At 65.6% G+C, this 16,809-nt stretch carries 18 protein-coding genes; 10 read left to right on the top strand and 8 right to left on the bottom strand.

The features are described from left to right. Nucleotides 1-7 precede the first annotated feature (7 nt). Complete coding sequence (locus ACYVGE_RS08550; protein WP_460728954.1) at nt 8-1,801, bottom strand: cytochrome c biogenesis protein DipZ; 1,794 nt, start codon at nt 1,799-1,801, stop codon at nt 8-10. 62 nt (nt 1,802-1,863) lie between these two features. Beyond that, a complete protein-coding gene (msrB, locus tag ACYVGE_RS08545; RefSeq protein WP_460728952.1) occupies nt 1,864-2,364 on the bottom strand; it encodes a peptide-methionine (R)-S-oxide reductase MsrB in 501 nt (166 codons plus the stop codon). A gap of 150 nt (nt 2,365-2,514) precedes the next feature. On the opposite strand from msrB, the gene ACYVGE_RS08540 reads away from it, so the two are divergent. The 5 genes from ACYVGE_RS08540 to ACYVGE_RS08520 all read left to right on the top strand — a co-directional run bounded on the left by ACYVGE_RS08540 (nt 2,515) and on the right by ACYVGE_RS08520 (nt 8,192). After that, the gene (locus ACYVGE_RS08540) at nt 2,515-3,246 is read left to right on the top strand and encodes a response regulator transcription factor (RefSeq protein ID WP_460728950.1); all 732 of its coding nucleotides are present in this window, start codon (nt 2,515-2,517) and stop codon (nt 3,244-3,246) included. Further along, complete coding sequence (locus ACYVGE_RS08535) at nt 3,243-4,709, top strand: sensor histidine kinase (protein WP_460728948.1); 1,467 nt, start codon at nt 3,243-3,245, stop codon at nt 4,707-4,709. The genes ACYVGE_RS08540 and ACYVGE_RS08535 overlap by 4 nt, the downstream gene beginning before the upstream one ends. A gap of 276 nt (nt 4,710-4,985) precedes the next feature. Then, a complete protein-coding gene (locus ACYVGE_RS08530; protein WP_460728946.1) occupies nt 4,986-5,168 on the top strand; it encodes a hypothetical protein in 183 nt (60 codons plus the stop codon). A gap of 230 nt (nt 5,169-5,398) precedes the next feature. Then, a complete protein-coding gene (locus tag ACYVGE_RS08525) occupies nt 5,399-6,187 on the top strand; it encodes an alpha/beta hydrolase (protein WP_460728944.1) in 789 nt (262 codons plus the stop codon). A gap of 232 nt (nt 6,188-6,419) precedes the next feature. Next, a complete protein-coding gene (locus ACYVGE_RS08520; RefSeq protein WP_460728942.1) occupies nt 6,420-8,192 on the top strand; it encodes an acyl-CoA dehydrogenase family protein in 1,773 nt (590 codons plus the stop codon). Between the two features lie 129 nt (nt 8,193-8,321). Here ACYVGE_RS08520 and ACYVGE_RS08515 read toward each other — a convergent pair whose 3' ends face one another. From ACYVGE_RS08515 to ACYVGE_RS08505, 3 genes are all read right to left on the bottom strand, one after another. Continuing rightward, nucleotides 8,322-8,774: a BON domain-containing protein gene (locus tag ACYVGE_RS08515; protein ID WP_460728940.1), complete on the bottom strand. Its 453-nt coding sequence runs from the start codon at nt 8,772-8,774 to the stop codon at nt 8,322-8,324. Between the two features lie 109 nt (nt 8,775-8,883). Then, complete coding sequence (locus tag ACYVGE_RS08510; RefSeq protein ID WP_460728938.1) at nt 8,884-9,588, bottom strand: hypothetical protein; 705 nt, start codon at nt 9,586-9,588, stop codon at nt 8,884-8,886. 133 nt (nt 9,589-9,721) lie between these two features. Beyond that, complete coding sequence (locus ACYVGE_RS08505) at nt 9,722-10,138, bottom strand: DoxX family protein (RefSeq protein WP_460728936.1); 417 nt, start codon at nt 10,136-10,138, stop codon at nt 9,722-9,724. 221 nt (nt 10,139-10,359) lie between these two features. On the opposite strand from ACYVGE_RS08505, the gene ACYVGE_RS08500 reads away from it, so the two are divergent. The 5 genes from ACYVGE_RS08500 to ACYVGE_RS08480 all read left to right on the top strand — a co-directional run bounded on the left by ACYVGE_RS08500 (nt 10,360) and on the right by ACYVGE_RS08480 (nt 12,468). Then, on the top strand, nt 10,360-10,731 hold the full coding sequence (locus ACYVGE_RS08500; RefSeq protein WP_460728934.1) for a hypothetical protein: 372 nt from the start codon (nt 10,360-10,362) through the stop codon (nt 10,729-10,731). Between the two features lie 71 nt (nt 10,732-10,802). Beyond that, nucleotides 10,803-11,456 carry a hypothetical protein gene (locus ACYVGE_RS08495; protein ID WP_460728932.1) on the top strand — a complete coding sequence of 218 codons (654 nt, stop codon included), beginning with the start codon at nt 10,803-10,805 and terminating at the stop codon, nt 11,454-11,456. A gap of 14 nt (nt 11,457-11,470) precedes the next feature. Next, nucleotides 11,471-11,800 (top strand): heavy-metal-associated domain-containing protein, encoded by a 330-nt coding sequence (locus tag ACYVGE_RS08490; protein ID WP_460728930.1) that lies wholly within the window; start codon nt 11,471-11,473, stop codon nt 11,798-11,800. Then, nucleotides 11,793-12,191, top strand: coding sequence for a hypothetical protein (locus ACYVGE_RS08485; protein WP_460728928.1), 399 nt, complete (start codon nt 11,793-11,795; stop codon nt 12,189-12,191). Before ACYVGE_RS08490 ends, ACYVGE_RS08485 begins: the two co-directional genes overlap by 8 nt. Before the next feature lie 49 nt (nt 12,192-12,240). Next, nucleotides 12,241-12,468: a GDCCVxC domain-containing (seleno)protein gene (locus ACYVGE_RS08480; protein ID WP_460728927.1), complete on the top strand. Its 228-nt coding sequence runs from the start codon at nt 12,241-12,243 to the stop codon at nt 12,466-12,468. Between the two features lie 78 nt (nt 12,469-12,546). On the opposite strand, the gene ACYVGE_RS08475 is transcribed toward ACYVGE_RS08480, so the two are convergent. The 3 genes from ACYVGE_RS08475 to ACYVGE_RS08465 form a co-directional block, all read right to left on the bottom strand. After that, nucleotides 12,547-13,095 carry a cold shock domain-containing protein gene (locus ACYVGE_RS08475; protein WP_460728926.1) on the bottom strand — a complete coding sequence of 183 codons (549 nt, stop codon included), beginning with the start codon at nt 13,093-13,095 and terminating at the stop codon, nt 12,547-12,549. Between the two features lie 74 nt (nt 13,096-13,169). After that, nucleotides 13,170-13,619, bottom strand: a complete 450-nt coding sequence (locus tag ACYVGE_RS08470) for a type II toxin-antitoxin system RelE family toxin (RefSeq protein WP_460728925.1) — start codon at nt 13,617-13,619, stop codon at nt 13,170-13,172. Nucleotides 13,620-13,681: 62 nt separating this feature from the next. Further along, entirely contained in the window at nt 13,682-16,804 is a 3,123-nt protein-coding gene (locus tag ACYVGE_RS08465; protein ID WP_460728923.1) for a type I restriction endonuclease subunit R, read from the bottom strand. Nucleotides 16,805-16,809 lie beyond the last annotated feature (5 nt).

Genomic DNA, 16,809 nt, shown 5'->3' with positions numbered 1-16,809 from the left:
GGGGATATCAGCCGAAGGTGAAGGCGTAGGCGCGCGCGCCCGGATCCAGGAACTCGATCTCGAAGGTGTGTTCGCCAACGTCGCCGCGCTGGCGCACGAGCTGGTACAGGCGGTGCCCGCCGATCACGCCCATGCCCGAGGCATCCGTGTCCTCTCCGTGCGCATCGCCGGGCGCGCGGCCGTCGACGCGCACGCGGAAACGCACGGGCCTGGCATCGGCGTCCGGTGAGAGCACCAGGTGCAGGTCACGGGCATGGAAGCGGAAGGCGACGCGGCCACCGGCCTGGTCCACGCGCGCATCCTCGGGGCCGACGGTCCACTTGCCGGACAGAGCCCATTGGTTCAACGCCAGCGGCGTCGCGTTCGCGTACTCGTGGCCGCGATCGCGCACCAGGCCGCCCGCCGAGGCGAAGTGTTCGGCGCGCGCGTACCCGACGTAGGTCTCCGGCGATTGCAGGTTGTCCGTGTCGGCCTGCTGTTCCACTCCCTGCGCGTTGCCGGCGCTGTCGGCCATGGTCGGTAGCTGCGAGCGTCCCGCCTCTTCCAGCAGCTGGCGGATGATCCGTTCAGACCCTGCGTAGTCGCCCTCGCCGAAGTGATGGGCGCGGATGCGGCCTTGTGCATCGATGAAATAGTGTGCCGGCCAATACTGGTTGTTGAAGCCGCGCCAGATCGCGTAGTCGTTGTCGATCGCCACCGGATAGGTCACGCCCAGGTCGGCGACGGCACGGCGGACGTTGCCCAGGTCGCGTTCGAAGGCGAACTCCGGCGCATGCACGCCGATCACCACCAGCCCCTGGTCCTGGTACTTGTGCGCCCACTCGCGCACATAGGGCAGCGAGCGCAGGCAGTTGATGCAGGAGTAGGTCCAGAAGTCGACCAGCACGACCTTGCCGCGCAGGGAAGCGGCGTCGAGCGGCTTGCTGTTCAACCACGCATTGGCGCCCGCCAGCGACGGCAGCATGCCTTCGCTGTGGACGGACGCATCAACGGCACCGGCGTTGGCGGTCATCATCATCGCGGGGGCATCAGGCGCGTCCTTCGTCATCGCGTTCGCGTCCGACATCGCCGTGGGCTGGAAGCGATCCAGCAACGATTGTTCGACGCGCGCAGTGCTGACCGTGGACAGGCGCGTGAGCAGGCCGGTATCCAACCCCAGTGCGATCGCCGCTACGGCGGCGAGCACCGCCACCCCGAGTCCGCGCCGTACCCATTCGCCCAGGCCGAGCGAACGCTTCAACGCGGCGAAGACGCGGCCGCCGATCAACAGCGCGATGGCGAGCGAGCTTGCGGCACCCAGCGCGTAGGCTAGCAGCAATGCGGTTGTCCCCACGCTGGTCCCTTGCAGGGCAGCGCCCGTCAGCACCAGGCCGAGGATCGGGCCGGCGCACGGCGCCCACAGCAGCCCGGTGGCTACGCCCAGCAGCAGCGACGCACCGACACCGCCGTGGCCCTGTTCGTCGGCGATATCGGAGGAGCGGCTGAGGCGGCTGCCCAGCGCCTGGAACGGCGCACCCACCCGGTTCGCCAGCGCGGGCCACAACAGCGCCAGCGCGAATGCGGCCATTAGTGCAAGGGCGATCCAGCGCCCCACCTGGTTGGCCTGGGCCACCCATTGGCTGCCCACGGCCGCGAGCGTCGCCACGGCGGCGAAGGTCACCGCCATGCCCACGAGCATGGGCAGACCGGCGCGCGCGAAGGGTTTGTCCGAACGTGCGAACACGAACGGCAACACGGGCAGGATGCACGGACTGAGGATGGTCAGGGCGCCGCCCAGATAGGCGAGGACGAGTAGCAGCATCGGAATTCCCTGCGGTTTGGGTGGAGTTTTCGGTGGATTTCGATTGCAGCTCGGATTGCCGCTCAGCCCGGGGCGAACAGCATCGCCACGCCGTTCATGCAGTAGCGCAAACCGGTGGGGGCCGGGCCGTCATCGAAGACGTGGCCCAGGTGCCCGCCGCAACGACGGCAATGCACTTCGGTGCGTGCCATGCCGAAGGTCGAGTCGGTGTCCTCCCCGACCGCGTCGTGCAACGGCGCCCAGAAACTGGGCCAACCGGTGCCGCTGTCGAACTTGGTGGCCGATGAATACAAGGGCAAGCCACAGCCCGCGCACGCGAAGGTCCCGTGGCGGTGCTCATCGTTGAGCGGGCTGCTGTAGGGGCGCTCGGTGCCGTGCCCACGCAGCACCGCGTACTGCGCCGGCGTCAGGCGTTGCCGCCATTCGGCGTCGCTGTGCATCACTTCAAAACGCCGGGCCATGGCGGTCGCCGCCGGCGCGCGGCTGCAGGCGCCCAGGCCAAGCAGGCCGCCGACCATGGCCAGGCCGCCAACGCGTAGCGCTTCTCTGCGGGTCAAGGACATCTCGGGCTCCCGGTTGCGATTGCATGGGCGCATGGTCCGCCCGGCCGCGTCACCGAGTCCTCACGTAAAGTTAAATTTTGCGTGACACCTTCAGGGCCGGTATTGACCACAATCCCGCCTGAACCCACGACGGCTGCCGGATCCCCCCGAATGCCCCGCCCAGTCAAACGCGTACTGATAGTCGAAGACGACGCACACATCGCCGAGCTGCTGCGCCTGCACCTGCGCGATGAAGGCTTTGAGGTGGTGCACGCTGCCGACGGCAACGAAGGCCTGCGCCTGCTCGAGGAAGGCGGCTGGGATGCGCTCGTGCTCGACCTGATGCTCCCCGGCGTCGACGGGCTGGAGATCTGCAAGCGCGCACGCGCCATGGCCCGCTATACCCCGATCATCATCACCAGCGCGCGCTCCAGCGAAGTGCACCGCATCCTCGGCCTGGAACTGGGCGCGGACGACTATCTCGCCAAGCCCTTCTCCATGTTGGAACTGGTGGCACGAGTGAAGGCCCTGCTGCGGCGCGTGGAGGCGATGGCGCACAACGCGCGCATCGACTCCGGCGTCATCGAGCTGCACGGCCTGCGCATCGATCCCGTCGCGCGCGTGGCCAGCATCGAGGGCCAGGCGCTCGAACTGACGCCGCGCGAATTCGACCTGCTGCACTTCTTCGCCCGCCACCCGGACCAGGTGTTCTCGCGCATGGACCTGCTCAACCAGGTCTGGGGCTACCAGCACGACGGTTACGAACACACGGTCAACACCCACATCAACCGCCTGCGCGCCAAGATCGAAGCCGATCCGGCCCATCCCCGGCGGATCCTCACGATGTGGGGGCGTGGCTACAAGTTCGCCGACGCGCCTTCCGCCGGGGGCACCGGCGCATGATCCGCCTGAGCCTGTCCCAGCGCCTGTCCGCCGTGTTCTGCGGCCTGCTGCTGGTGTGCGTCGCCGCGTTGGCGATGACGCAGGTGCGCACCAGCGCGATGCACGAGCAGGAAGTAGTGCAACGCCTCTCGCGCGGGCTGGCCGAGCACATCGCCCACAACGGCGAACTGATGGACCAGCGCGGCCTGCGGCCGGCGAACGTGCGCGACCTGTTCGGCAAGCTCATGGCCGTCAATCCCAGTGTCGAGGTCTACCTGCTCGACGACCAGGGCCGCATCCTTGGCCACGACGCGCCCGAAGGCCACCTCAGGCGCAAGCAGGTGGATGTCGCGCCGATCCAGCGCCTGCTGCGCGGCGACCGCTTGCCAATCCTGGGCGACGACCCGCGCAGCGCGCGCGGCCGCAAAGTGTTCAACGCCGCGCCACTGCGCGTGCAGGGACGCGACGTCGGCTACATCTACGTGGTGCTGCTGGGCGAGCAACGCGATGCCCTGGTCGCGGATGTCGCGGCCAGCGCCACGCTGCGCACGACGCTGTGGTCGGTGTCGCTGGTGGCGGTGCTGGGACTGCTGGCGGGCATCGCCGCGTTCCGCTGGGTCACGCGCCCCTTGCGCCAGTTGACCGAGCGCATCCAGGCCTTCGATGTGGAGGGCCACGCGCCGCAGTCGCTGTCCGCGGCACCGGCTCCGCTGCCTGCGGACGAGAAGGACGAGATCGCCATCCTCGATCACGCCTTCACCCACATGTCGCAGCGCATCGGCGAGCAGTGGCAGGAATTGACCCGTCAGGACCAGCAGCGCCGCGAGCTGGTGGCCAACATCTCACACGACCTGCGCACGCCGCTGTCCTCCCTGCACGGCTATCTCGAAACGCTGGCACTCAAGGACACGACGCTGGACGAATCCGAGCGTCGCCGCTACCTGGACATCGCATTGGCGCAGAGCCGCAAGGTCGGCCGCCTGGTGCAGGAGCTGTTCGAACTGGCGCGCCTGGAATACGGTTCCGTGCAGCTGGACCTGCAGGCGTTCTCGTTGCCCGACCTGGTCCAGGACGTCTTCCAGAAATTCGAGTTGGCGGCCCAATCCAGGCGGCAGTCGCTGCTGGCCGACATCCCCGGCGAAGTTCCCGCCGTTGTCGGCGATCTGGGATTGATCGAACGCGTCCTGACCAATCTGCTGGACAACGCCGTACGCCACACGCCCGAAGGCGGCCGCATCGAACTGGCGCTGCGCACTACACCGCGCAGCGTGATCGTGACGATCGCCGACAACGGCCCGGGCATTCCGCCGGCGCTGCGAGCCAAGTTGTTCGACACGCCGTCGGTGCTGGTGTCGGGCAATCGCGACAGCGGCGGCCTCGGCCTGATGATCGTGCGCCAGATCCTGCAACTGCACGGCACGGCCATCGAGTTGGTCGACGACGTACGCGGCGCGGTATTCCGGTTTGAGCTGGCGACCGGGTAGTCGGCGTGGAGCCTCCACGCTGTCACTTCCGCATCGCCAGCCTGGCGTTTCCACGTAGCGCGCGCGGCAGGCGATACAGCGTGACTGCGCGCAGCCGACCAGTCAGCTGCATGAATCGGAAGCAGCGTCGCAGGTGGCGCATTCATCCTGTCGCCTTATCACCAGCGGACGTGAATCACGTTATCCAGTGCTAACGCAATGCGAGCAAACGCCTAACACGCGATCCGTAAGGTAGGCCGCGGTCCATCAAGGACCTCCTTCCAACGGAGATCACGAATGCCCACCACCCCGCAGAAGAACAAGTCTGATTCGCAGAACACCCGCCGCGACGACCAGTCCAAGCAGCACATGAGCCGTAGCGACGACCAGAGCAAGAAGCTGGGTTCACAGGACCAGTCGCAGGATCGCAACAAGCCCATGGGCACCCCAAGCGATCGTAGCGGCAGCGACCGCCACTAAAACGTCGCCAGCGACATGACTGCCTGGCGCGTACAGCGTCCGGACGCATCCACGTAGCGCAGATCCAAACTAGCGTGGATCAAAGATGAAACGGGTCGCTTGATGCGGCCCGTTTCTTTTGTCCGCGGACGCCCTTGACCGATGGCCCTTGACCGATGGCCGAAGCGCCTCTGAAGATGCGGCGCATGTTCCGGCTTCGCTGAGTCCTCATGAGACCAGGTCCCAAGCTGTTGATCACTGGCATCCTGCTCGCTGGACTGATGTATCTATCCGCTTGCGGACTGCTCTACCTGTCCCAACGCTCCTATATCTACTACCCGACGGGGCGGAATCCCGACGTTCCCGCCTTCATCCTGCAGCGCGATGACGCGCGGATCGTGGTCTCCTCCAACGGCGCCTCCTCCAACGACGCCTCCTCCAATGACATCGGCAGCGATCGCGCCATCCTCTACTTCGGCGGGAATGCCGAAGACGTTTCGAGGGCAATCGCGCCCTTGAGCCAGGCCTTCCCGGGCACGGCGATCTATGCGATGCACTATCGCGGCTATGGCGGCAGCACTGGAACGCCGTCGGAGCGCTCGCTGGTTGCCGATGGGATCGCGCTGCACGACCTGGTAGCCAGGACGCATCCGCGCATCTCCATCATCGGGCGCAGCCTGGGGAGCGGAGTGGCGATCCAGATCGCAGCATCGAGACCAACGGATCGGCTGGTGCTCGTCACTCCATACGACAGCATCGCCGAGGTTGCCGCCGATCACTTCAAACTGTTCCCGGTCAGGCTGATCCTGCGCGACAGGTATGAATCGTGGCGTTATGCCAGTCGCATGACCGTTCCAACAACGCTCATCGTTGCCACGCAGGACCAGGTCATCCCGAATCGAAGCTCGGAGAAGCTCGCCAGGGCGTTCCCGCCGGGCATCGCCAACCTGGTCAGGATCCCCGGCGCCGACCACAACAATGTGTCCGACTTCCCCGGGTACGTGGCTGCGCTTGGCGGGCAGGTCACGCAAGCACACTAGGCGCTTCATTCAAGCAACTGCATTCAGGCAGGGGCTGTTCCGCGGTCCGGTTTGATTCCAAGAAGCAGCTCTGTTGAACATCGCGGAAAATCCACGCGCCGGGAAACCATACGTGCAGCCGTGAACGCCGGCTGGCGGCGCCACCCGCTGCGCAACGCAGCGATCCGTCCCCGCGCTGGCCTCGCCCCATCCCCGGGAGGACAATCCCGGCACCGTCCCGCGGAGCACCGCCATGTCGACCGCCCCCGCCGAAACCGCCGCCGGCGGTCCTGCCACGCTTCGCGACGAAAGTGCCGCCAAGCAGCTGTTCTTCGGCAACATCCTCGACGAGCAGTTGTTCCCGTATCCGCAGATCCGCGCGCGCGACCGCGAGATGCTCGGCGCGATGACCGACGCCATCGACCAGTTCCTCGCCGACAAGGCCGCCGACCTCAAGCACTACGACCGCGACGCCGAACAACCTGCCGACTTCATCCAGGCCCTGCGCGACATGGGCCTGTTCGGCCTGATCATTCCCGAGGCCTACGGCGGGCTGGAACTCTCCAACGGCGCCTACGCGCGCGTGCTCGGCCAGACCAGCAGCCACGACAGCTCGGTATCGCTGACCATCGGCGCGCACAGTTCGATCGGCATGAAGGGCCTGCTGCTGTTCGGCAGCGACGAACAGAAGCAGCGCTACCTGCCGCGCCTCGCCAGTGGCGAACTGATCGCGGCGTTCTGCCTCACCGAATCCGGCGCCGGCTCCGATGCCGCGTCGATCCGTACCAGGGCGACGCGCAACGACGACGGCAGCTGGACGCTCACCGGCGAGAAGATCTGGATCACCAACGGCGGCATCGCCGGCTTCTATACCGTGTTCGCGCGCACCGATACGCCCGAGGGCAAGATCACCGCGTTCCTGGTCGAGGCCGGCTGGCCGGGCGTCAGCCACGGCCCGCACGAGGACAAGATGGGCATCCGCGCCTCGTCCACCACCACCGTCGCCTTCGTCGATGTGCGCGTGCCGGCGGAAAACGTGCTGGGCCCGGTCGGCAAGGGCTTCAAGGTGGCGATGAGCATCCTCAACAGCGGCCGCACCGGCCTGGGCGGCGGCGCGGTCGGCGGCATGCGCACGCTGCTGCGGCTTGCGACCGCGCAGGCCAAGGACCGCCAGCAGTTCGGCAAGCCGATCGCCGAGTTCGGCCTGGTGCGCGAGAAGATCGCGCGCATGGCGGTGGACTGCTTCGCCGCCGAGAGCACGGTGTGGATGGTCGCGCACCTGATCGACAGTGGCTGCACCGACTACTCGGTGGAAGCGGCGATCAGCAAGGTGTTCGCCAGCGAAGCCGTGCAGCGCGCGTCGTACGAGGCGCTGCAGATCGCCGCCGGCAACGGCTTCATGCGCGAATTCCCCTACGAGCAGATCACCCGCGACACCCGCATCCTGTCGATCTTCGAAGGCACCAACGAAATCCTGCGCCTGTACATCGCCCTGTCCGGGCTCAAGGACGTGGGCGCCGGCCTGGGCGAGCTCAAGGCCGCGGTGGGCGACATCTTCAACGACCCGATCAAGGGCTTCGGCGTGCTCGGCGACTACACGAGCCGGCGCGTGCGCGAAGCCACCGGCGTCGGCACCGACCGCATCGTGCATCCACTGGCCGAGCCGCTGCGCAAGCTGGCCGCGGTGTACGAGAAGTATGCGGTGGAACTGTCGAAGTCGTCCGACGCGCTGCTGCGCCAGCACGGCAAGGCCATCGCCGACCAGCAACACGCGCAGAAGCGTATCGCCGACATCGCCATCGACCTGTTCGTCGGCCTGTGCGTGCTCTCGCGCGCCGACAGCCTGCTCAAGCAGCAGCATCCCGCCGCGGCGCAGGCGGTGGAGATCGCTGAAATGTTCACCCGCGCAGCGCGGCGCCGCATGGCGGGCAACCGGCGTGGCCTGGAGCGCAACGAGGATGCGCAGACCGAGCGGCTCGCGGCCGACGTGCTGGCGCGGGGCGGGTATGCGTGGGATGTGATCTGACGGACCCGCTTCGCCCACACGCTCCCTTCTCCCGCTTGCGGGAGAAGGTGCCCGAAGGGCGGATGAGGGCGCTCTTAGCGGCTCAATTCGCAGAACCTACCCGCAGTGCACGCGATTGCTTCCGAATCCTCAGTGCCTGCTGACCGCCCCTTCCGGCGCCTCCACCGACAACCGGTTGTCCACGCTGCGTACGCCCGGAATCTCCGCCACGGCATGCACCACGGGCTCGATATCACTGGCGGCCACGGCGCCGCCGAGCACGACGTGGCCCGCCTCCACATCCACCAGCAGCGTCGAGGAATGCGCGACCACATGCCCCAGCCGGGAACGGATGCGGTCACGCAGCAGCGCGTCGTCGACGGGCTCCGTCCGCACCCGCGTACGTTGGGGCATCACCGTGCCATGCGTACGCTCCACCCTCCGCCGCGCGCCGGCTTGCGCGGCTTCTTCAAGCCTGTGCCGCAGGTCGCCGCCACGCTCGCGCACGCGGGCGCGACGAAGGCGGCCGCCCTCGCGATCGAAGTAATACATCACGGCTGCACCGGCCGCGAAGGCCACGGCCAGCCTGACTACGGTGTTCATGCCGCTTCTCCTGCCTCGGGTCGACGCGTTGCGCGGAGTGCGCAGCCGGGCATCGTGCGGAGAGGGTGCCATTGGCAACGAAAAAACTGCGCGAAAGCCGGCGATCCGGTCACGACTCGGCGCGCTCCTGCGCGGCGCGCGCGAGAATCCAGCCTTGCCGGCGCTGTAGCAGGCGCACCCCGCCAAGGAGGTAGTTGACGCTGAACAACAGCGTCAGGCCGATCAGCAGCAGGTGCCAGCGATCGTGCAGCAGCATCCGCGGATAGGCATGCACCAGCCACCAGGCCAGGCCCTGGAAGGCCACCGCCAGCGGCATCATGACCGCGATGTTGAGGCGCTGGTCGCGGATGATGTCGTCGAGCAGCGCGAGTTCCTCCGTGGTGCCGAAATCCAGGGCATGGCGCCGCACCAGGCGCAGGTCCCACGCATACAGGCCCCAGACCGCGGCGGCGTAGATCGCGTTGAGTGCGAACCAATGTTCCGGATTGTCGACCTGGCTCAGCGCAGCCGCCTCGATCAGCGTCGCGCCGAAGTAGAGGAAGGTGTGGCCGAACTCCAGCGGCCAGCCGATGAACGAGAGTGTGTGGATCAGCGAGCGCGACCAGAAGATCAGGATCACCAGCAGTCCTGTCAGCAGGTACGGCCATACCTGCCACTGCAACCGCACCAGCGGCTGCACGGCGCTGGCGACGAGCACCCCCAGCGCCAGGCCCTGGATGATGCTGATGAGCGTGAGCTCGATGCCGACAACGGTGGCGTCGAGCTGGCTCTTGGCCTCGCGGCGACGGCGTTCGGCGGACGGCGGCTCGGTCATGGACTCGGATCGCAGCGACGGTGTCCATGCCTACGCGAAGCGGTGATGGCGGCGGCCGCGGCGCGACGCCCGGTTCCTGGCTCGCATCGCCTGGCAAGGCACGGCACAGCCATCGCTGTGCGTGCCTCGTCGCTCATGTTCGATGCCTGGCAAGCGCGAACCGGCCTGGCCCGGTGACCGCAAGCAGCAGCAAGCCGCCGATGATCGCGAGGTTCTTGTAGAAGTGCGTCATGTTCATCGCGCGGTCTGCGCCTTCCATCGACCAGAACGGATGGCCGATCAGGCTCGTGCCCAGCACGAACAACGCCATCAGCAGCGCGAGGGGTCGTGTCCAGAGTCCCAGGATCAACGCGATTCCGACGAGGCATTCCATGAACACCGCCACGCCAGCGGCAACTTGCGGCATCGGCGTGTGGATCGAGGCCAGGTAACCGACGGTCCCCTGGAAGTCCATCAGCTTGCTCCAGCCCGAGGTGACGAACAGGATCATGAGGAGGATGCGTGCGAGGAGGATCAGCGTGTCGCGGTTCCGTTCAATGAGAGCGTCCATCGCATCGCCTCGTTTCGTCCGGCCGGGGGCCGCAATCTTGAGTTGCTGGTGCTAAATACCCCGTGAAAATCCCCGCACTGTCCAGGTTCCGTGCCCGTAACCCCGCCCCGTGGCGAACGCCCGCTCCCGGCTGGAAGCAACCGCCCACGCACCTCCTTGAACGGATTCGCTAGCCGATGGCAGGCAGGCGGTCCGTTGTCGGGCAGCGCTACAATCCGCCCATGTCGATGCGTCACCTTGCCCGTCTGGCTCTGCACTGGCTCCTGGTCATTTCCATGATCACGACGGCGCTCGTGGTGCCCGCACAGGCCGCGACCGACACGCTGCAAAGCGCCGCAGCCGCGCGGATGGCCGCGGCCATGGCGGACATGCCCTGCGACGACATGGGCGCGGCAAAAGCCGCGCACAAAATGCCCTGCGACTGCTGCACGCCGGCATCCTGCGACCTGTCTGCCTGCATGGGCACGGCTTGCCTGCCCGAATTGCCGCGCCTGGTCATGGGCATTCCCGCAGCGGCGATCCAGGTGCCGTGGGATGCGCCGGCGCCGCCTTCACGACTGATCGATACACCGCTCCGACCTCCGATCGCGTGACCTCTCCGTAACGACGATACGGACGCCTCGCGTCCGCACGCCGCCGTGCGCGGCGATCACGGAGAACACTGATGCAATCCCTTTTACGCTGGGCAGCGATGGCGCTGCTCAGCCTGTTGCCCATGCTGGGCATGGCGAAGCCGATCGCTTTCGCGAAAGGCACGACGGTCATGGCCGAATACGGCGCCGGCACCATGAACGAGGTGCAGCTTTTCTACGCACCGCGTTATTGGTACTCGGTGGGCGGCGGCTGGCTCGAACTGACCAGCGAAGACGGCAGCAAGCAGCGCCACGTCACCTACCTGCGCGGCAACCTGCTGGCAAAGCGCTGGAACCTGCCCGGCGCGCAAGCCAATGTCTTCGCCTGGGGCGGCCTTGGGCGTGCCACCGGCAATGATTTCGACGGCAGCACGCTGGCACGCAACGTTGGTGTCCAGGCCGATTACGAAACCCGTCGCGTGTACGGCTCGTTCCGCTCCGACCTGCAGGAAAGCGATCACTACTCGCATCGCATCGACACCCTGCAACTGGGCTGGGCGCCGTACAAGCACGAGTACGACACGCTGGCCACCTGGTTCGTCGTGCAGGGCCGCCGCTACACCGGCGACCTGTTCGATGGCACCGAAACCGCGCTCCTCGTCCGCTTCTTCAAGCGCGGCGCATGGGTCGAGGTCGGCGCCACCACCGACGGCAAGCTCCAGGCCATGGCCATGTTCAACTTCTGATCAGGACTATTCACATGAACCGATTCAAGTTTCTTCTGGCCGCGTTGCTGCTCGGCGCTTCCCCGTTTGCGATGGCGAAAACCATCGAGATGGACGTCAACGGCCTGGTCTGCGGGTTCTGCGCCCAGGGCATCGAGAAAACGCTGAAGGGCCTTCCCGCCACCGAAGGCGTTTTCGTCAACCTCGAACACCACCTCGTCGCGGTGAAACTGAAGGATGGCGCCGACATCGACGATGCGGCCCTGCGCAAGGCACTCAAGGATTCCGGCTACACCGTTGTCGCGATCCATCGCACCGAACACTCGCTCGACGAAATCCGCCAGCAGGTGAAGCGCGGTGACTGACGCGATCGATGCGCAGGCGCCGCTGCGCCGCAACCTGGGTGTAGCCCTGCTGACCCTGCTCGCCAGCGGCGGCACGCTGGTGTGCTGCGTGCTACCCGCGGTGATGGTGGCACTGGGCGCAGGTGCGGCCCTGGCGGGATTGGTGACCGCGGTACCGCAACTGGTGTGGTTGTCGGAGCACAAGGCCGCCGTGTTCGGACTGGCCTTCGTCCTGCTGGTGCTGTCGGGCGCGATGGTGTGGCGGGCGCGCACCTTGCCGTGCCCCGCCGATCCTGCGCTGGCCCTGGCGTGCACGCGGTTGCGGCGAACCAGCCTGGTGCTGTGGTCCGTCGCTACGCTGTGCACCACGCTGGGCGCCGTGTTTGCGTTTGTACTGCCCGCGTTGCAATGACTCAGGGAGGGCGGCCACGCCGCCCTCCTTCCATCCACCGGAGATCCGAATGACCGCCGTGCAATTGCAAAGCCTCCTGACCTGCCCGCATTGCGGGCACCAGAGCCTGGAAACCATGCCGACCGAGGCTTGCCTCTTCTTCCACACCTGCACTGCGTGCGGCGAAACCCTCAGCCCGAAAGCGGGCGACTGCTGTGTGTTCTGCTCATACGGCAGCGTGCCGTGCCCACCGATTCAGCAGCAGGGGTCGTGTGGAGGCTGCGGATCGCCTGGTTGAAATCAAGCGTGAATGCAGGCGGTTCGCTTCCAAGAGGCCTGACTCCGGTTAGCCCACAGCGCCGAATCGAATGGCCCGCTAGAACCCGGACTCCACACCGCACCACTGGTCTTCACACGGCACGCCGTCATGGTCCCCATCCATCTCGGTGGCCGGGCAATGTTGGATGAAGTACTTGGCCTCGGCGCACGAGGTCATTTGCGGGCAGCGGGTGCGGCCGTCGCAGCGAGACCGATCGACTGCGGAGGGCGCGGCGGGAGTGGAGAACTGCGCCGGAGCGGCGGCCTGGTTCGAAGTGAACGTGCTGTATCCAAACGCACCAATCGCCCCGACGATCAGCAGGGCGAGCATTGCGGCGACTGGACGAGGCGTGGCCGCGGTCGAGTCCCTGCTACGCGCCCTATTGGCACCGGCACGGCGCCCCGGTCGCTGGACGCGGACGGCGCGCTGCTTGCCGTCGTTGCCCGCTTCGACCTCGAAGGACACGAGCTCGCCAATGCGCGGCCGGACGCCGTCGCGTGGGAAGGCGGAGATGTGGACAAAGAGTTCATCGCTCCCTTGGGCGGGAGTGATGAATCCAAATCCGCGGTCGTCGTTCCATTTGGACAGGTTGCCGTGAATTCGCATGTACTTACCTGATTTTCGCCTTGAAGAGTCGTGCTACCGCTGGCGGAGCGCGTCCCGGAAAAGCAGCTTTCACGTTAATCGTAGATGGATCCCCGAGCGCCAAAAGCGATGGCGTTCAATCGCCCGCTAGTCGGTTCCGGTTGAAGGATAAGTCGGTCGCCGCCTATCCGATAGCGCCAGCAACCTTCAAGCTCCCCCTTCAACGGTTTGAACGTATCGCCCACCGCGTGAAATGGAAGCTCGTAATCGGACAGATCCTCCAGAACTTCCAGGATTCGCCCCATCACCTTCCGATCGAGTGCTGCCGTGTCTTTCTTGAACTGCTTGGAGAACCCAATGGCCCACGGCGGTGGCCCCGTACGGTTTCGATCTCCCACGGCAAAGTGATAGCTAACATCACCGATCGATGCAGAAAAGCTTCTATTCGGGTCCGGCGGCGGAGGCGGATTGAGCGTCAGCCGCTTGAATCTGATTGAAGCAGCGGTCAGTACGTCTTCGATCTCGAAGCGAGGGTCTGTTGACATCGTTTACCTCCAAACGTTCCAAGACCAACAGCCGGCTGAACTGTCTTCCCACCAACCTTTACCTACGCAGCCTCTTCAAGCGCCCACGTATCAGCCAGAAGTTCCGCTTGCGTAATCACCTTTTCCAGTGCGCTGGGCTGCTTGTCCGGCGGATAGCGATACTTGGCTAGGAGAACCTTGACCATTGCCATCATCTTCGCCCGCGAAGAATTGCGGTTCTGCCAATTGATCGTTGCCGACTTCCTCAGCTTGTCGGTCAACTCCTGTGCCAGCGCACGCAGCACCGGGTGCCCCATCTCTCGCACGGCCGATTCGTTCTCACACAGCGCCTGATAGAACGCGAACTCCTCTTCAGTCATTCCGTCGGGTGGCCTGGCCGAATTGATTTCCTTCGCCAGACGAATCAGTTCCTCGATTACCTCGACTGTGGTGATCGCTCGGTTCTGATAGCGCGCAATGGCGTCTTCAAGCCGCTCAGTAAATTCCTTGCCCTGCATGGCATTGCGCATGCCGCGAGCCCGCACCTGATCAGCGATCAACCGTTCCAGCAGTTCCGCGGCCAGATTCTTGGTCGGCATTTCGCGAATCTGCGCAAGGAAGTGCTCATCCAGCAGCGAGATGTCGGGCTTGCCCAGTCCGAGCGTACCGAAGATGTCGTTGACGCCTTCCACGAGCACGCCCTTGGCGACCAGCTGCCGCAACGCCGCCTCTTTCTCCAGTCGCGAGCGGCCCTCACCGGCGCGGGTCAGCTTGATCAGGCATACGCGCGCGGCCTGGAAGAAGGCGATCTCCTCGCGCAAGGCCATCGCCTCATGACGGGTTCCTGCCAAAGCCTGCGCCTTGGTGAGCTTAGCTACCTGGTCGAGATAGGCCCGTACGCCCCGATTGCGGCCCTTCTCGTCCGGTTCCGGATCGACCTGCAGTACGTGTTCCATGGCCGGCCCCAGAAGCGCCAGCGCCCGCTTGGGGTCGGCGAAGCCCTGATAGTCGAATCCATGGAAGAACTCACGCCGGATCACGTCCAGCGTGTCGAGCAGAATCGCCAACGCCTGACCCGAGGTATCCACCGGCTCACGTTCACCGCCAGCATCCTTCGTGTACTGCTTGATCGCCTTCTTCAGTTCCTCGCCGATGCCGATGTAATCGACGATCAACCCGCCCGGCTTTCCCTTCCAAATGCGGTTGGTCCGGGCGATGGCCTGCATCAGGCCGTGGCCCTGCATCGGCTTGTCGACATACAGCGTATGTACGGGCGGCGCGTCGAAGCCGGTCAGCCACATGTCGCGGACGATCACGATTTCCAGCGGATCGTCCGGATCCTTGAACCGCTTTTCGAACAGCTTGCGCTGCGGCTTGTCGGTACGGTGCGGCTGAAAATGGATCGGATCGGCCGAGCTCCCGGTCATCACGATCTTGATTCGGCCCTTGTTGATGTCAGCGTCGTGCCAGTCCGGGCGCAGTTTCACGATCTCGTCGTACAGCCGCACCGCCGCCTCGCGCGAGATCGCCACGACCATCGCCTTACCGGCCAGCGATTGCGTGCGCGCCTCCCAATGCCCCACTAGGTCGGCCGCCAGTATCGCCAGGCGCCCTTCAGCCATCGCCAGCGCTTCAAGCCGCGTGTACCGGCTCGCGGTCCGGCCCTGCTCGCTGCTGTCCTCGTCCTCGGTAACTTCGAGAAACTCGTCCATCAGCGCCTGCTTCTCGGCCTCGTTGAAGCGCAGCTCGATGATCCGCGACTCGTAGCTCACGGGGACGACGGCCTCGTCCTCCTGCGCGGCAATCATGTCGTACACGTCGACATAGGTGCCGAACACCGCCTCGGTGTCGCGATCATCCAGGCTCACCGGCGTGCCGGTCATGCCCAAATAGATCGCCTTGGGCAACGCGTCGCGCATGTACTTGGCCAGGCCGTATTTGGTCTGACCGCTCTTGGTGTCCAGCTCGGCGGTGAAGCCGTATTGCGTGCGGTGCGCCTCATCGGCGATCACGATGACGTTGGAGCGATCGCACAGCACAGGAACGCCGCCCTCGCCAGGACGCGGCGCGAACTTGTTGATGGTGGTGAAGTAAATGCCACCGGCCTGCACCTGCGACAGCTTGTCGCGCAGATCCTCGCGGCTGTCCGCTTGCTGCGGCGTGCCGCGCAGCGACCACGAGGCGTCGGCGAACGTCTCGAACAGCTGGCCATCCAGATCGTTGCGGTCGGTTACCAGCACCACAGTCGGATTGCCGAACTCGGCACGGTCGCGCAGAGCCATCACGTAAAACAGCGCCAGCAGCGACTTGCCCGACCCCTGGGTGAACCAGATCACCCCGCCCTTGCCGTCCCTGCGATGCACCAAGGCATCGACCGCCCGCTCCACCGCGCGCTGCACGCCGTGGTACTGGTGCCACTGCGCAATGATCTTGAAGCTCGCACCGCCATCTGCGCCGCCATAGGCGACAAAGCCACGGAAGAAGTCGAGCAGCGTGCGCGAGTCCAGCAATCCGCGCATGAGTACTTCGAGCTCCAGCTGCCCCTTACCGACCTTCTTCCCCTCCAGCAGGCGCCAGCGTGAATGCCGCGACAGGTCGGCGCTGATCGAGCCATAGCGCGCCACCGTGCCGTCGGAGATGACATTGAACAGGTTGAACCAGAACAGCTGCGGAATGTCCGCCTTGTAGGTCTGGATCTGGTTGTAGGCGGATTCGAAATCGGCGTTGATATCCGCCGGATTCTTCAGCTCGATCACCACCAGTGGCAGTCCGTTGACGAACAGCACAATGTCCGGCCGCCGCAGCTTCTGGCCCTGCACCGTGAACTGCTGCACGGCGAGCAGATCGTTGCGCCCACCTTCGAAGTCCATGACACGGACCCGCAGCACAGAACGGTGGCCGTCGTGTTCGACACGTTCAATAGGCACGCCGTTCCGTAGCCAGTCGTACACCTCGCGGTTGCCGTCGACCAGCGACTGCGCGCCAAAGCCTGAGAGGTGCGTAACGGCAGCCTCCACCTCGGCGGCGGCCAGTTGTGGATTTAGTCGTACCAGCGCTTCTCGCAAACGTGGCGCCAGCACCACCTCGGACCAGCGTTCGCGTGCCGCTTCGGTACCACCGGGTGCCAGCGCCTCGCCGTGCATGCGAGTCCAGCCCAGGCCCTCCAGCCAGTCCAGGCAGACCTCTTCCAGATGATTTTCCTTCATCGCGT

The organism is Lysobacter rhizosphaerae (assembly GCF_054779795.1).
The sequence above is the reverse complement of the archived record's forward strand: the minus strand, read 5'-3'. Positions and strand labels throughout refer to the sequence as shown.

What these genes read in the sequence shown, in the direction of transcription:
- ACYVGE_RS08550 (WP_460728954.1), bottom strand. Translation starts at nt 1,801, where the DNA reads ATGCTGCTACTCGTCCTCGCCTATCTGGGCGGCGCCCTGACCATCCTC.
- msrB (WP_460728952.1), bottom strand. Translation starts at nt 2,364, where the DNA reads ATGTCCTTGACCCGCAGAGAAGCGCTACGCGTTGGCGGCCTGGCCATG.
- ACYVGE_RS08540 (WP_460728950.1), top strand. Translation starts at nt 2,515, where the DNA reads ATGCCCCGCCCAGTCAAACGCGTACTGATAGTCGAAGACGACGCACAC.
- ACYVGE_RS08535 (WP_460728948.1), top strand. Translation starts at nt 3,243, where the DNA reads ATGATCCGCCTGAGCCTGTCCCAGCGCCTGTCCGCCGTGTTCTGCGGC.
- ACYVGE_RS08530 (WP_460728946.1), top strand. Translation starts at nt 4,986, where the DNA reads ATGCCCACCACCCCGCAGAAGAACAAGTCTGATTCGCAGAACACCCGC.
- ACYVGE_RS08520 (WP_460728942.1), top strand. Translation starts at nt 6,420, where the DNA reads ATGTCGACCGCCCCCGCCGAAACCGCCGCCGGCGGTCCTGCCACGCTT.
- ACYVGE_RS08515 (WP_460728940.1), bottom strand. Translation starts at nt 8,774, where the DNA reads ATGAACACCGTAGTCAGGCTGGCCGTGGCCTTCGCGGCCGGTGCAGCC.
- ACYVGE_RS08510 (WP_460728938.1), bottom strand. Translation starts at nt 9,588, where the DNA reads ATGACCGAGCCGCCGTCCGCCGAACGCCGTCGCCGCGAGGCCAAGAGC.
- ACYVGE_RS08505 (WP_460728936.1), bottom strand. Translation starts at nt 10,138, where the DNA reads ATGGACGCTCTCATTGAACGGAACCGCGACACGCTGATCCTCCTCGCA.
- ACYVGE_RS08500 (WP_460728934.1), top strand. Translation starts at nt 10,360, where the DNA reads ATGTCGATGCGTCACCTTGCCCGTCTGGCTCTGCACTGGCTCCTGGTC.
- ACYVGE_RS08495 (WP_460728932.1), top strand. Translation starts at nt 10,803, where the DNA reads ATGCAATCCCTTTTACGCTGGGCAGCGATGGCGCTGCTCAGCCTGTTG.
- ACYVGE_RS08490 (WP_460728930.1), top strand. Translation starts at nt 11,471, where the DNA reads ATGAACCGATTCAAGTTTCTTCTGGCCGCGTTGCTGCTCGGCGCTTCC.
- ACYVGE_RS08480 (WP_460728927.1), top strand. Translation starts at nt 12,241, where the DNA reads ATGACCGCCGTGCAATTGCAAAGCCTCCTGACCTGCCCGCATTGCGGG.
- ACYVGE_RS08475 (WP_460728926.1), bottom strand. Translation starts at nt 13,095, where the DNA reads ATGCGAATTCACGGCAACCTGTCCAAATGGAACGACGACCGCGGATTT.
- ACYVGE_RS08470 (WP_460728925.1), bottom strand. Translation starts at nt 13,619, where the DNA reads ATGTCAACAGACCCTCGCTTCGAGATCGAAGACGTACTGACCGCTGCT.
- ACYVGE_RS08465 (WP_460728923.1), bottom strand. Translation starts at nt 16,804, where the DNA reads ATGAAGGAAAATCATCTGGAAGAGGTCTGCCTGGACTGGCTGGAGGGC.